This window comes from Falsiroseomonas sp. (assembly GCF_041690465.1).
Taxonomy (GTDB): domain Bacteria; phylum Pseudomonadota; class Alphaproteobacteria; order Acetobacterales; family Acetobacteraceae; genus Falsiroseomonas.
Genome location: NZ_JAWLHG010000012.1, coordinates 33,540 through 47,290 on the forward strand (window position 1 = coordinate 33,540; position 13,751 = coordinate 47,290).

Here is a 13,751-nt window from a genome sequence, read left to right on the forward strand (position 1 = left end):
GCGCGGCGGGTTGCACTCCGTCACGCGTGTGCTCGGCGTGCCGTGCCTGCGCGCCGTCAGGCGCCGTAGAGCGCCTTCGCCTGCGCCTCGGTCACCAGCCCATCGGCCACATCGCGTTGCACCTTCGCGCGGTCGCGCTGCCGCGGGTCGCCCATGCCGCCGCCGCCCGGCAGCTTCAGCAGCAGATGGCGACCCTTCGGGATGGTCTGGAAGCCCTTGGTACGCAGCACCGTGCCGTCATCGAGCCCCACCCAGCCCAGCGCGCCCTCGCCGCCGCCCTCGCGGCCCTTCGGCGCATTGGCGATGCGGTCGAAGATGGCGTTCACGGCGAATTCGGCATCGCCCTTCGCGCCGATCTCCATCACCTTGCCGAAGCCACCACGGGTGCGGCCGGCGCCGGCGGAATCCGGGCGCAGCTGGTTCTGCCAGAAGATCACCGGCGCGACGTTCTCGGTGGCTTCCACCGGCATGGTGCGCACGCCGGATGGGAAGGCGGTGCCGTCCAGCCCGTCCTTCGTGGGCCGCGCGCCGGTGCCGCCGGAGTTGAAGGTGATGATCTCGAAATCCGGCAGCTCGGCATTCGCGCCGCTCACCTGCGCGCCGCCGCGCAAGGGCGGGTTCCACAGCGCCGAGGAGCCCTCGGCATTCACCCGATCCGGCACCGCCTGGTGCAGGCAGCCCATCATCAGGTCGGGCAGCAATTGCCCCACCACATGCCGCACGCTGACGGGGTAGGGCCGCGGCGCATTGAGGATGCAACCCTCCGGGATCACCATGTGGAAGGGCGCGAGGGAGGCCCAGTTGTTCGGGATCTCCGGCGCAACCACGCACTTGATCCCAAAGCAGGAATAGGCGCGGCAATAGGCAGCCGGCACGTTGATGCCGCGGTTCGACAGGCCGGAGGTGCCGGCATAGTCCACCACGATGGAATCGGCGTTCACCGTCATTGCCGCGCGCAGCGTGACGGGTGCCTCGTAGCCGTCGGAGCGGATCTCGCCGCGATAGGTGCCGCGCGGGATCTTCGCGATCTCCTCGAGCGTCGCCTTCAGCGAGCTGTCAAAGATGTAGTCGGCGAGGTCGTCGATGCTCTCCATCGCGAACTCGTCCATCATCTCGACCAGCCGCTTGGCGCCGGCGTCGTTGCAAGCGCAGAGGGAATAGACATCGCCTTCCAGCTCCACCGGCGTGCGGGTGCCGGCACGGAGGAAGTCGAAGAAGGTCTCGTTCGCCTGGCCGCGATCGAAGCACTTCACGATGGGGATGTAGAGCCCTTCCTCGAAGACGCTCCGCCCTTCCGGCCCCATGCCGAGGCCGCCGACATCGATGACATGCGCGGTGTTGGCGAACAGCCCGACGATCTTCCCGTTGCGGAAGGCGGGCGTGACGACGGTGAGGTCGTGCAGGTGGCCGGTGCCGAGCCAGGGATCGTTGGTGATGTAGTGATCGCCCGGCTGCATCGTCTCCGCCGGGAACTTCGCGAGGAAGTGACCGACGGATTCCATCATGGAATTCACGTGCCCCGGCGTGCCGGTCACGGCCTGCGCCAGCATGCGGCCCTTGAGGTCGAAGATGCCGGCCGAGAGATCGCCCGCCTCGCGCACCGTGGTACTGAAGGCGGTCCGGATCATGATCTGCGCCTGCTCTTCGACCACCGCGATCAGACGGTTCCACTGGATCTGGCGCTGGATCTTCTTCAGGGCTTCGCTCGCGGCGGACATCACGCGTCCTCCCTCACCAGTTCGAGATATCCCAGCCCATCCACCCGGCAGCGCCAGCTTGGCCCGACCAGCGTGCTTGTCTCGGCCTCGGCGATGATGCACGGCCCGGCAACGGCGGCGCCCGGCGCGAAATCGTCGCGGTCATAAACCGTCCAATCCCCCACCTCGCCGGTTGCCGTGTCGCGCACCGACTGGACGCGCACTGGCTTCGGAGCCGGCGCATCCTGCACGGGAGCTACCGGTTCCATCACCTCCACCACCGTCGCGACGGTGACGGCGAAGGAGAGGATCTCCACGTCGCTGCCGGGCACCGGACGGTCGTAGAAGCGCGTGTATTCGGCGTCGTAGGCCGCGCGGATCGCCGCGACATCGGCCTGCGTCAATTCGCGCGCGGGGATCGGCACGGCGATCTCGTGGCCCTGGCCGACATAGCGCATGAAGGCCAGCCGGTGCTCCGCGGCCGGGGCGCCGAAGCTGCCCTCGGCCACCACTTCCGACGCCTCCGCCGACATTGCCGCCAGAAGCGCGTTCACGGCATCGAGGTCGAAGCTGCCGAAGCGCTGGTAGAGCGATTTCACCACCTCATAGGCCACCGGCGCGCGCAGGAAACCGATGGCGGAGCCGACGCCGGCCCCGGACGGAACCAGCAACCGGTTCACGCCGATCTTCTCCGCCACGCGATAGCCATGCACGGGGCCGCCGCCGCCAAAGGCGATGATCGAGCGGCCCTCATAGCCCTTGCCCGATTCGATGGCGTGGACGCGGGCGGCATTCGCCATGTTCTCGTCCACCATCTCGACGACGCCAAGTGCCGCCATCTCCGGCGAGAGGCCGAGGCGTTCGCCCACCTGCGCGCCCATCGCCGCCTTCGCCGCGCCGGGATGCAGCTTCAGCGCGCCGCCGGCGAAGAGGTCGGGCTCATAGCGGCCGAGCAGCAGGTTGGCGTCCGTCACCGCGGGCTGCGTCCCGCCGCGGCCGTAGCAGGCCGGGCCGGGATCGGCGCCGGCGCTCTCCGGCCCCACCTGGATGCGGCCCATGCTGTCGAGATGCGCAATGGAGCCGCCGCCAGCACCGATCTCCACCATCTCGATGACAGGGATGCGCAGCGGCAGGCCGGAGCCCTTCTTGAAGCGGCCGACGCGGGCGACCTCGAAGCTGCGCGCGGCCTGCGGTGCGTAGTCATCCACCAGGCAGACCTTCGCGGTGGTGCCGCCCATGTCGAAGGAGAGCACCTTGCCCCAGCCCTTCTGCCGCGCAACGTGGGCGGCAAAGATCGCGCCGCCGGCGGGCCCGGATTCGACGAGGCGAATCGGGAAGCGGGCTGCGGTTTCGAGCGTGGTGAGGCCGCCGCCCGAGAGCATCAGGAACAGCGGGCAGGTCAGCCCGGCTTCCGAAAGCCCCGCTTCCAGCCGGTGCAGGTAGCTGGCCATTCGCGGCTGCACATAGGCGTTGGCGGTGGTGGTGGAGAAGCGCTCCCATTCGCGCATCTCCGGCGACACCTCGCTGCTCAGCGAGACCGGCAGCTCCGGCCATTCCTGGCGCACGATGGCGGCGGCGCGCTTCTCATGCGCGGGATTGACGAAGCTGTGCAGGAAGCCGATCGCCAGGCTCTCGATGCCTTCCGCACGCAGGAAGGCGAGCTGGTCGCGCACCGCCTGCTCGTCCAGCGGGCGCAGCACATGGCCCTCGTTGTCGAGCCGCTCGGGCACCGTCACACGCCAGCGCCGCGGCACCAGCGGCTGCGGCAGGTCGATGTTGAGGTCGTACTGGTCGTAGCGGGATTCGTTGCCCATCGCGATGACGTCGCGGAAGCCATCGGTGGTGAGCAGCGCAGTCTTCGCGCCCTTGCGCTCGATGATCGCGTTGGTGGCCAGCGTGGTGCCGTGGATCACCAGCACGATGTCGCAAGGCTGCAGCCCCGCCTTGCCAAGCACCGCGCGCACGCCTTCCAGCACGCCGAGTTCCGGCGCGGCTTGCGTGGTGAGGACCTTGGCGGTCCAGCGCTCGCCATTCCGCTCGATCGCGAGGTCGGTGAAGGTGCCGCCGATATCGACAGCCAGGCGCGCCTGCGGCGCGACGGCGAGCCGAGCCGTCACTGCGCGGCCTCCGCCGCCCAGCGCGTTGCCACCGCACACGCGGCTGCAAAGTCTTCCATCAGCATCGCCTCGTTCGGGTTGTGGCTGCCGTTCTGGTTGCGGACGAACAGCATCCCGGCCGGGATGCCCGCCTGCACGAAGGCTGCCGCGTCGTGGCCACCGCCGCTGGCCATGACCTTGTGCTGGATGCCGAGCTGCTCCGCCGCGCGCTTCAGCCCGGCCTGGATGCCGGCATCCATCGGTGCCGCGCGGCTGGCCGTCTCCCTGCCCAGTTCGAACCGCACGCCGCGGCGGGCCTCGATCCCGGGCACGATGTCGTAGAGCGTCTCCATCAGCGCATCCACGCTGTGGGGATTGACGCTGCGCACGTCGAGCTGGAACTGCGCCTCGCCGGCGATCTTCGTGAAGCCCGCCTCGGCCGTGGTGCCCATGACGCAGAAGGTGCAGACCAGCACATGGCCCTGCGCCTCCAGCTCCATCCAGCGCTCGTCCACACGATGCGCGAGCTCGGCCAGCGCGGCCGCGGCGTCGCGGCGGTATTTGCGGGGCGTGGCGCCGGAGTGGTTGTACTCGCCCAGCACCCGCGCCGCACGCAGCCGGCGGCTGCCGGGGATGCCGGTGATGATGCCGACGGGAATGCCCTCCACATCCAGCACCGGGCCCTGCTCGATATGCAGTTCCAGGAAGGCGGCGGTGTCGGCCGCGCTGAAGGTCTTTCCTCCGTTCTCGACGAAGGATGGGTCGAAGCCATCCTCGCGCATATGGTCGGCGAGGGTGCGGCCGCTGTCCTGCCGCTTCACCTGCAGCTCCGCCGGCTGCAGCAGGCCGAGCGCGCCGCGGCTGCCGGGATAGCTGATCGGGAACCAGCTGCCGGCTTCCTCGGCGCGCACCGCCACCACGGTCACGTCGCGCGCTGGCACGAAGCCCGCGCGCTTCATCCCCGCCACCGCCGCAAGCCCCGTCAGCACGCCCGCCGCGCCGTCGTAATTGCCGCCGGACTGCACGGAGTCGAGGTGGCTGCCGAGCAGCACGCGCTTCGCCGCGCGGTCGGACCCCGGCAGCGTCATCAGCAGGTTGCCGACGGGATCGGCGCGCGTTTCCAGCCCCACCGCCTCGGCGGCGGCGCGGACGATGGCATGGGCTTTCCGCTCGCCCTCGCCATAGGCCGCGCGCGTGATGCCGACGCCGTCGAATGTCGCGCTGCGCAGCTCGTCGAACAGCTTCTCCGCCAGCGCGACATCGGGCGTCAGGTTCGGCAGCATCGTGACGCCCTCCTCACAGCATGCTGCGCACGCGGCCGCCATCCACGCGGATCATGCTGCCGGTGATGTAGCCGGCCTGCTCGCTGACCAGGAAGGCGCCCATCGGGCCGAACTCGTCGGGCGTGCCGATACGCCCGGCGGGAATCTCCTGCGCCATCTTCGCCAGCTCCGCCTCCACCGTGCCGCCGGCCTTGGCGGCCCGCGATTCGGCGTTCTGCGTGATGCGGTCGGTCATGATGCTGCCGGGCGCGATGATGTTCATCGTCACGCCATCCTTGGCCGCCTCGCCCGAATAGGTCTTGAGCCAGCCCCAGATCGCCGAGCGCAGCGTGTTGGAAAGCGCCAGGTTCGGGATCGGGTGCTGCATGCCGGAGCTGCCCACCACCAGCACGCGGCCCCAGCCGCGCTTGCGCATCTCCGGGATAAGCCGGTTGGCGATGCGGATCGGCGAGGCGACGATCTGCTCGAACCAGGTATGCAGCGCCGCATCGGTGATCTCGGAGGCGATGCAGGGCGGCGGGCCGCCATGGTTCAGCACCAGGATATCGACGCCGCCCATCGCCGCCACGGCGGCATCGGCCAGCGCATCCATCTGCTCGCCCTTCGCGACATCGGCGACCACGCCCTTCGCCGAGGCGGCGCCGGCCGCCTTCAGCTCGGCGGCCACCTTGTCGAGGCTCGCCTGGTCACGCCCGCTGACCACCAGCGCGGCGCCCTCGGCCGCCAGCGCATCGGCGATCGAACGGCCGAGGCCCTTCGAGGCCCCCATGACCAGCGCGCGCTTGCCCTTCAGACCAAGATCCATGGTGGAAACTCCCAGACGGCGGAATGGCCGGGGAACCTGCCCGCCCCCGCCCCCGCTGGCAAGGCGGCCCGGCTCTGCTAACCCTCCGGCCGGATCAAGGGAGAGAACCGCATGTCCAGGCCCGTCCTGCTGCTGACCCGCAAGCTGCCCGCCGCGATCGAGGCGCGCGCCGCGCGCGACTACGATGCGAAGCTCAACAGCACCGACGACCCCTGGTACCGCGACGGCGCCGAGATCGCCCGCCGCGCCGCAGCCATCAGTGCCGAGGGGGTGCTCTGCGCCGCCGGCGATCCGCTGGGCGCCGCGACCATCGGCGCCTTGCCCGCCAGCGTGAAGATCATCGCCACCTTCTCGGTCGGCTACGATCATATCGACATCGCCGCCGCGAAGGCGCGCGGCATCGTCGTGACCAACACGCCGGAGGTGCTCTCCTTCGCCACCGCCGAATGCGCCTTCACCCTGATGCTGATGGCCGCCCGCCGCGCCGGCGAGGGCGAGCGGCTGGTGCGCGCGCAGAAGTGGGAGGGCTGGGCGCCGACGCAGCTGATGGGCGTCACGCTCGAAGGCAAGAAGCTCGGCATCGCCGGCTTCGGGCGGATCGGGCGGGAGCTTGCCGCCATGGCGCGGGGCTTCCGGATGGAGATCCACTACCGCGACCTGCACCGCGCCCCGCCCGAACTCGAGCAGGGCGCCACCTTCCACGACAATGACGAGGGCTTCCTCGGCGCCATCGACATCCTCTCGATGCACATGCCGGGGGGAGAGGCGACTCGGAAGTGGTTGAACGCGGAACGTCTCGGCCGGATGAGGAAGGGCAGCATCGTCATCAACACCGGCCGCGGCGGCTCGGTGGACGATGCCGCGCTGGTGGCGGCGCTGAGCTCCGGCCATATCCGCGCCGCGGGACTCGACGTGTACGATGGCGAGCCGCGCATCTTCGATGGCTATTTCGGGCTGGAGAATGTTGCGCTGTTGCCGCATCTCGGCAGCGCCACGATCGAGACGCGCGACGCGATGGGCCATCGGGCGCTGGACAACCTCGATGCCGTGCTGATCAGGGGCCAGGCAGCGCCGCATGGCCTGGCCTGAGCGGCAAGGCCGAAGCGCGCACCCAACCCTGCGTTGGATTGCCACAAAGCAAACAACTTGACGCTGCATCGTGGTTGCGTGATGCATCCTCCGGGCGCAAGGTGACGCGGGCCTGGGGGATGGGAACGCTCGCAGCATGAGGCAAGCCGCGCGAATCACGCTGTTCGTGCAGGACCGGGACGGGAAGCTAGATACCTTCCCGGATCTGGAAGTGCTGCATGCGCTGATGCACCAGGTGCCGATGGTCAGCCGCAACGCCGATGGTAGTCGCACGCTGGTGTTCGACCTGGCTGATCCTTCCGCGAAACTGTCCCGCCACTCGCCCCCCCGCATGCCGGACATCGAGCGGCTGCGCGCGCATATCAACGCCATGAGCAGCGAGGCCCGCGCGCTAGGCCTCACCCTCACCGCCGCCCTGGCCGATTCGGCGGAGCTGGTGGCGGAGGCCGAGTTCGGCGGCATGGCCCCGCCACGCGGCAGGGATTGAGCCGCCCGGGCGTGGCCAGGGGAAGCTCGCCGGTGTAGAGAGCCGGCATGTCCGTCACCGAGGCGGGGCCAGCGCCAGGGTCCACGCTGCGCCCGCGCGCAACCCCCCGCCGCCGTGCCACGCCGGCCTGGGCCTGGGCCTCCATCCTGGTGGCCGCACTGATCGCTGCCCCCCTCGTCTCGGTGCTGGTCACCGCCGCCGCGCCGGGGGGCGAGGCGTGGCTGCATCTCAGCCGCACCGTGCTGCCGGACCTGCTGGTCAACTCCGTCCTGCTCGCGGTGCTGGTGGGCGCCATGGCGGCCAGCATGGGGGCGGTCAGCGCCTGGCTGGTCGCCGCCTGCAATTTCCGCGGCCGCGCTGTGCTGGAGGTGGCATTGCTGCTGCCGCTTGCCATGCCGGCCTATGTCTGCGGCTACGCCTATGTCTGGCTGCTGGACGTGGCCGGCCCGGTGCAGGGCAGCCTGCGGGCCGCCACCGGGCTCACCTGGGGGCAGTACTGGTTCCCGGAGATCCGCAGCCTGCCGGGTGCCGCGCTGATGCTGGCGGCGGTGCTCTACCCCTATGTCTACCTGCTCTGCCGCGGCGCCTTCCTGACGCAGAGCGTCTGCCTGCTCGAAGCCAGCCGCACCCTGGGTCACGGGCTGCCGCGCACCTTCCTGCATGTGGCGCTGCCGATGGCCCGCCCGGCATTGGCCGGCGGCGTGGCGCTGGTCCTGATGGAGACGCTGGCGGATTTCGGCACCGTCCAGCATTTCGCCGTCCGCACCTTCACCACCGGCATCTACGATGCCTGGTTCGGCCTGGCGGACCGCCCCGCCGCGGCGCAGCTCGCCGCCAGCCTGATGGGGCTGGTGGCGTTGCTGCTGCTGCTGGAGCGCGCATCGCGCGGCGGCCGGCGCTTCCACCCCACCACCACCCGCAGCCCGCCGCTGCGGCCGGTTGAGTTGCATGGCTGGAAGCAGGCCGCGGCGATCGCCGCCTGCGCCATGCCGGTGCTGCTCGGCTTCGTCGTCCCGGCCGGCACCCTGGTGATGCTGATGCTGGAGGTCGGCAACCCGTTCGAGGCGCAGCGCGTGCTGCCCTATGCGCTGAACAGCGTGACGCTGGCGGGGGTGACGGCAGTGCTCGCCGTGCTGCTGGCGGCGCTGCTGGCCTGGGCGCAGCGGCTGCATCCCGCGCGGCTGCGGGCGGCGGCCAACCGGGTGGCCTCGCTCGGCTATGCGGTCCCGGGTTCGGTGATCGCGGTCGGTGCGCTGGTGCCCTTCGCGCTGTTCGACAATGCCCTGGATGCCTGGATGCGGGCCAATCTCGGCATCTCCACCGGGCTGCTGCTGTCGGGCACCATCGCGGCGCTGGTCTTCGCCTATCTCGTGCGTTTCCTCGGCGTCGCGCTCTCCTCGGTGGAGAGCGGGCTGACGCGCATCCGCCCCAGCCTCTTCGCCGCCGCGCGGGTGCTTGGCCGCAGCCCCGGCCAGGCGGTGCGGGAGGTGGAGCTGCCCCTGGCCAGGGGCGCGCTGCTGACCGCCGGCGTGCTGGTCTTCGTGGACACGATGAAGGAGCTGCCGGCGACGCTGATCGTCCGCCCCTTCGACTTCGACACGCTGGCGGTGCGCGTGCACAACCTCGCCTCCGACGAGCGGCTGGCCGAGGCCTCCACCGCGGCGCTGCTGATCGTCCTGGTCGGGCTGCTGCCGGTGGCGGCGCTGGTGCGCGCCATGCGGAAGCACTGAGCCGCCTGGACGGAGGGCTGGGCTGCGCCATCTTCCGCGGATGAGACGAACCGCCTCCCGCGTGCTGCTGCTCGGCCTGCTGGTCCTGCTGCCGGGCTGCGCCGCCCTCTTCCCGCGCGAGACTCCGGTGGAACACCGCCTTGCGGCGCTACCCGCCGCCGGCGCGCCGGTCTCGCGGCCGGTCGAGATCCGCTGGAACGACCACATGGTGCCCTGGATCACCGCCGAGACCGATGAGGACCTCGCCGTCGCGCTCGGGCTGGTGCATGGGCATCTGCGCGGCGCGCAGGTGATGCTGCTGCGGCTGGTCGCGCAGGGGCGGCTTTCGGAGGTCGCCGGGCCGCCTGCCGCGGAGGTGGACCACGCGCTGCGCATCCTCGGCTTCGGCCGCGCCGGGCCCGAGGTGATCCGCAACTGGCCGCCCGAGACGCGCATGTTCGTCCGGGCTTTCCTGCGCGGGCTGAACCACGCCCTGCTCAACGGCCCCCGCCCGCCGGAAGCCGGGCTGCTCGGGCTTGGCCGCGAGCCGGTCACCGAGGAAGACCTGCTGGCGATCGGGCGGCTGGCCGGCACCGACATCAACTGGCTCGCCTATATCTCCCTGCTGCCGCAGCGCGGCCGGCCCGACTTCCCGGAACTCTGGGCGCGCACGCGGGAGGCCGGCGGCAACCCCGTCGGCCAGCAGCGCGCCGACCTGCTGCGGGAAATCCTGGCCGGCACCTCGCGCAGCGGCAGCAACGCGGTGGCCGTCAGCGCCGGGCGCAGCGCCACCGGCGGGGCGCTGATCGCCTCCGACCCGCATCTCGGGCTGAACCTGCCCAATCTCTGGCTGGCGGTGGGGATGCGCTCGCCAGGGTTTCACGCGGTGGGGCTGATGGTGCCGGGGCTGCCGATCCTCGGCGTCGGGCGCAACCGGCAGGTCGCCTGGGGCGGCACAAATCTGCGCGCCGCCTCCTCCGACCTGTTCGATGTCGGCGCGCTGCCGCCGGAAGCGTTCCGCAGCGAGACGGTTCGCCTCCGCCAGCGCTTCTGGTTCGCCACCGAGCGGACGGTCCGCACCACGCCGTTCGGCCCGGTGATGAGCGACGCCGCGCTGGTCCCGGCGAACGGCGCCACTCTGGCGCTGCGCTGGGCCGGGCACCAGCCGACCGACGAGATCACTGCCCTGCTGCGCGCCGCCCGCGCCACCGATGGCGAGAGCTTCCGGCACGCCTTCGCCGGCTTCGGCGTCTCGGCGCAGACGATGCTCTGGGCGGACAGCCAGGGCCGCGTCGGCCGCTTCATCGCCGCCACCCTGCCGGACCGCGCCAGCCTTCCCGCCGAGGACCCCGTGCTCGATGCGCGCGATGCCGCCGCGACGGGCGCCTGGGACCGGCTGCGGGATGCCCGCACCCTGCCCGCCGAGGCCGATCCGCCGACCGGCACGCTGGCCTCGGCCAACAACCGCCCGCGCTGGGCGGAGCGGCACGGCACGCCGCCGCTCGGCTTCTTCTTCTCCGACGACGACCGCGTGCTGCGGCTGGAGGAACTGCTTGCCGCCAGGCCGCGCCACACGCCGGAGAGCCTGGCCGCCATCCAGCGCGACATCCGCTCGCCCCGCGCCGCGCATCTTGCGGCGGGGATCGCGGACAGGCTCGCGGCGTTGCCCGGTGGCCACCCCGCACCGCGCCTCGCCCAGGCGCTGGGCGGCTGGGATGGCAGCTACGCCGCCGAAAGCCGCGCGCCGGTCGCCTTCGAGGCGCTGCTGCGGCATCTGGTGCCGGCGCTGGTGCCGGAATCCCGGCGCACCGAGGCGGGCAATCCGCGCGGCGCCGAGACGCAATGGAACTTCCTCACCGCCTTCCTGCTGCGCGACCTCGACGCGCTGCCGCACGCGCGGCGTGAGGCGGTGTTGCGCCAGGCTGCATCCGCCGCAGAGGCCGATCTTGACCGGCTTGGCAACTGGGGCGAGCTGCACCAGCTGCGCGCCGCGCATTGGCTGGTGAACCTTCCGCTGCTCGGGCGCTTCTTCGTCTATGCGCAATATCCCTCCGGCGGCTCGCGCGAGACGCCGATGAAGGTGAGCCACGGCCTGATCGACGCCGCGCCGCGGCCCGCCACCTTCGGCTCCATGGCCCGCCATGTCAGCGACATGGCCGACCCGGACGCCAACTGGTTCACGCTGTGGGGCGGGCAGGATGGCTGGATCGGCTCGGCCGCCTTCATGGACCAGGTGCCGCTCTGGCGTGACGGGCGCAGCATCCGCGTGCCGCTGCGCGCCGCGACCGTGGCCGCCGAGTTCCCGCGCGTCACCACCCTCACGCCGCCCTGATGCTCGACGGCACGCCGCTGCTGCGCCTCTACACCCGCGCGCGGGTCGCGCGGATGCAGGCGCTCGATCCGGCGGCGACGCAGGAAGCGCTGCTGCTGCGGCTGCTGAAAACCGCTCGCGCCACGCGCTTCGGCCGCGCGCATGGCTTCGACGGCATCTGCTCGGTCACCGAGTTCCAGGCGCGGGTTCCGCTCCGGCGATACGAGGATTTCTGGCGCGACTGGTGGCAGCCGGATTTCCCGCTGCTTCGCGACGTGACCTGGCCTGGGCTGATCCCCTATTTCGCGCTGTCCTCCGGCACGACGAGCGGCACCACCAAGCGCATCCCCGTCACCGCCGCCCAGATGGCAGCGAACCGCGGTGCCGCGCTCGACACGCTGGCGTGGCACCTGCACGCGCATCCGCGCGCGCGGCCCTTCGCGGGGCTGTCCTTCATGCTCGGCGGCTCCACCGCCCTGCAGGACCTGGCACCGGGGGTGCGCGGCGGCGACCTGTCCGGCATCGCAGCGCATGAGGTGCCGCGCCTGCTCCGCCGCCGCGCCTGGCCGCCCGAGCACATCGCGCTCATCCCGGACTGGGACACCAAGCTCGCCACCCTGGCCGAGCAGGCGCCGCGCGAGGATATCCGCGTGCTGACCGGCACGCCCTCCTGGCTGCTGATGCTGCTGCACCGCATGAGCGTGGCCGGCGCACCGCCCTTCCCCAATCTGGAACTGCTGGTCCATGGCGGCGTCGCCTGGGCGCCCTATCGCGACCGCATCGCGCCCTTCCTGCCGCCGGGCTGCGCGACGCGCGAGGTCTATCCGGCCAGCGAGGGCTTCGTCGCCATCCAGGATCGCGGCGAGGGCGAAGGCATGCACCTGGTGCTCGACCGCGGCTGCTTCCTTGAATTCGTGCCGGTGGATGAGCTCGACGCCCCGAACCCGACGCGCCACTGGGCGGCGACGATCGAGACCGGCCTCGACTACGCCGTGGCGCTGACGACGAATGCCGGCCTCTTCGCCTACATCCTCGGCGACGTGGTGCGTTTCGTCGAACGCGCGCCGCCGCGCCTGCTGGTCACCGGCCGCACCGCATGGACGCTCTCCACCTTCGGCGAGCACGTGACCGGGGAGGAGATGGCGCAGGCGATCGAGGGCCTCGGCATCATGGTCGGCGAGTGGTGCTGCGGCCCGGAATTCGTCGGCGAGCTTGGCCGGCACCGGCTGATCCTGGAAACCGATGCCGACATGCCGCCGGCGGCCATCGCGACGGCGCTGGATGCCGCGCTGATCGCCGACAACGAGGACTACGCCGCGCACCGGCAGGGCGGCCAGCTTCTGCCGCCGGTGGTGCAGACGGTGCCGCCCGGGCGCTTCGAGGCCTGGATGCGCGCCGAGGGCAGGCTCGGCGGCCAGAACAAGGTGCCGCGGGTGATCGCCGATCCCGCACGCTTCGCCGCGGCGGCGCGGGGCCTTGCCGGAACCTGACGACCGGATCCTGACGCAAGCTCATCGCTCGCGCGCCGCGGCGACATCGCGGCCGACGAACAGGCTCGCCAGGCTGGCCGTGATGTAGCCGAACACCGCCAGGCCATAGACCGAGAGCAGCACGCAAAGCGTCCGTCCCTCCGGCGTCTGCGGCCAGAATTCGCTGCCGAGGCTGGTCAGCAGCATGCTGGTCCACCACAGCGCATCGGCGAAGCCGGTGAAGCCTCCCGGCACCTCGGCGGCCGGCTCGAAGGCCAGCATGCCGGCGGCGCCCAGCAGGTCCACCAGCAGCGTCAGCGCGACGACATAGCCGAGGCCGCGCCGGCGCATCGCCGCGCGCAGCGTGTTCATGCCGCGGTTCGCCGTGCCCACCACGCGCACCAGCCGCAGCCCCCGCACGGCCCGGACCGCACGCAGCGCGCGCAGGCCGCGCAGCAGCCGCAAGGCCGGCGCGAGCAGCGCGATCACCGTCAGCCAGTTCCGGCGCAGAAAGGCAGGCTTGTCCGGCGCCAGCCAGAGCCGGAGGCCGAACTCAAGCAGGAACACGATCCAGATCGCCCCGCCGATCCAATCCAGCAGCCGATTGGCGCCCCAGACCAGTTCCACCAGGACCAGCAGCAGCCACACCGCGCTCAGCACGAGCATCGGCGTGCGCAGCCACTCCTCCAGGCCTTCCAGTGCCGCCCAGCGCTCCTCCGCCTCGCCCTCTTCCGCCATCCGTGTCGCCTCCCGCACCGGGCGGCAACGCGGAAACCGCGGCCGGGCTGCGGCCGGCCCCCGGCCC

General features: G+C 71.4%; 10 protein-coding genes. 5 read left to right on the forward strand and 5 right to left on the reverse strand.

The window, feature by feature from the left end:
- Positions 1-56 precede the first annotated feature (56 nt).
- The 4 genes from ACESM1_RS13755 to ACESM1_RS13770 are packed head-to-tail and all read right to left on the reverse strand — an operon-like array spanning position 57 to position 5,881.
- Positions 57-1,718: a hydantoinase B/oxoprolinase family protein gene (locus ACESM1_RS13755; protein WP_372620920.1), complete on the reverse strand. Its 1,662-nt coding sequence runs from the start codon at positions 1,716-1,718 to the stop codon at positions 57-59.
- The gene (locus ACESM1_RS13760; protein WP_372620921.1) at positions 1,718-3,814 is read right to left on the reverse strand and encodes a hydantoinase/oxoprolinase family protein; all 2,097 of its coding nucleotides are present in this window, start codon (positions 3,812-3,814) and stop codon (positions 1,718-1,720) included. Before ACESM1_RS13760 ends, ACESM1_RS13755 begins: the two co-directional genes overlap by 1 nt.
- Positions 3,811-5,076: a hydantoinase/carbamoylase family amidase gene (locus ACESM1_RS13765; protein WP_372620923.1), complete on the reverse strand. Its 1,266-nt coding sequence runs from the start codon at positions 5,074-5,076 to the stop codon at positions 3,811-3,813. The genes ACESM1_RS13760 and ACESM1_RS13765 overlap by 4 nt, the downstream gene beginning before the upstream one ends.
- Positions 5,077-5,089: 13 nt before the next feature.
- Complete coding sequence (locus ACESM1_RS13770) at positions 5,090-5,881, reverse strand: SDR family oxidoreductase (RefSeq protein WP_372620925.1); 792 nt, start codon at positions 5,879-5,881, stop codon at positions 5,090-5,092.
- 111 nt (positions 5,882-5,992) lie between these two features.
- Between ACESM1_RS13770 and ACESM1_RS13775 the strand changes: the two genes are divergently transcribed.
- From ACESM1_RS13775 to ACESM1_RS13795, 5 genes are all read left to right on the forward strand, one after another.
- Positions 5,993-6,970: a 2-hydroxyacid dehydrogenase gene (locus tag ACESM1_RS13775; protein ID WP_372620926.1), complete on the forward strand. Its 978-nt coding sequence runs from the start codon at positions 5,993-5,995 to the stop codon at positions 6,968-6,970.
- Between the two features lie 136 nt (positions 6,971-7,106).
- Positions 7,107-7,457: a hypothetical protein gene (locus ACESM1_RS13780; protein ID WP_372620927.1), complete on the forward strand. Its 351-nt coding sequence runs from the start codon at positions 7,107-7,109 to the stop codon at positions 7,455-7,457.
- Between the two features lie 47 nt (positions 7,458-7,504).
- Complete coding sequence (locus ACESM1_RS13785) at positions 7,505-9,187, forward strand: ABC transporter permease (RefSeq protein ID WP_372620929.1); 1,683 nt, start codon at positions 7,505-7,507, stop codon at positions 9,185-9,187.
- Positions 9,188-9,227: 40 nt separating this feature from the next.
- Positions 9,228-11,498 carry a penicillin acylase family protein gene (locus tag ACESM1_RS13790; protein ID WP_372620930.1) on the forward strand — a complete coding sequence of 757 codons (2,271 nt, stop codon included), beginning with the start codon at positions 9,228-9,230 and terminating at the stop codon, positions 11,496-11,498.
- A complete protein-coding gene (locus ACESM1_RS13795; RefSeq protein ID WP_372620931.1) occupies positions 11,498-12,967 on the forward strand; it encodes a GH3 auxin-responsive promoter family protein in 1,470 nt (489 codons plus the stop codon). The genes ACESM1_RS13790 and ACESM1_RS13795 overlap by 1 nt, the downstream gene beginning before the upstream one ends.
- A gap of 21 nt (positions 12,968-12,988) precedes the next feature.
- On the opposite strand, the gene ACESM1_RS13800 is transcribed toward ACESM1_RS13795, so the two are convergent.
- On the reverse strand, positions 12,989-13,684 hold the full coding sequence (locus tag ACESM1_RS13800) for an ion transporter (protein ID WP_372620933.1): 696 nt from the start codon (positions 13,682-13,684) through the stop codon (positions 12,989-12,991).
- Positions 13,685-13,751: the final 67 nt, after the last annotated feature.

What these genes read in the sequence shown, in the direction of transcription:
- ACESM1_RS13755 (WP_372620920.1), bottom strand. Translation starts at nt 1,718, where the DNA reads ATGTCCGCCGCGAGCGAAGCCCTGAAGAAGATCCAGCGCCAGATCCAG.
- ACESM1_RS13765 (WP_372620923.1), bottom strand. Translation starts at nt 5,076, where the DNA reads ATGCTGCCGAACCTGACGCCCGATGTCGCGCTGGCGGAGAAGCTGTTC.
- ACESM1_RS13770 (WP_372620925.1), bottom strand. Translation starts at nt 5,881, where the DNA reads ATGGATCTTGGTCTGAAGGGCAAGCGCGCGCTGGTCATGGGGGCCTCG.
- ACESM1_RS13775 (WP_372620926.1), top strand. Translation starts at nt 5,993, where the DNA reads ATGTCCAGGCCCGTCCTGCTGCTGACCCGCAAGCTGCCCGCCGCGATC.
- ACESM1_RS13780 (WP_372620927.1), top strand. Translation starts at nt 7,107, where the DNA reads ATGAGGCAAGCCGCGCGAATCACGCTGTTCGTGCAGGACCGGGACGGG.
- ACESM1_RS13785 (WP_372620929.1), top strand. Translation starts at nt 7,505, where the DNA reads ATGTCCGTCACCGAGGCGGGGCCAGCGCCAGGGTCCACGCTGCGCCCG.
- ACESM1_RS13790 (WP_372620930.1), top strand. Translation starts at nt 9,228, where the DNA reads ATGAGACGAACCGCCTCCCGCGTGCTGCTGCTCGGCCTGCTGGTCCTG.
- ACESM1_RS13795 (WP_372620931.1), top strand. Translation starts at nt 11,498, where the DNA reads ATGCTCGACGGCACGCCGCTGCTGCGCCTCTACACCCGCGCGCGGGTC.
- ACESM1_RS13800 (WP_372620933.1), bottom strand. Translation starts at nt 13,684, where the DNA reads ATGGCGGAAGAGGGCGAGGCGGAGGAGCGCTGGGCGGCACTGGAAGGC.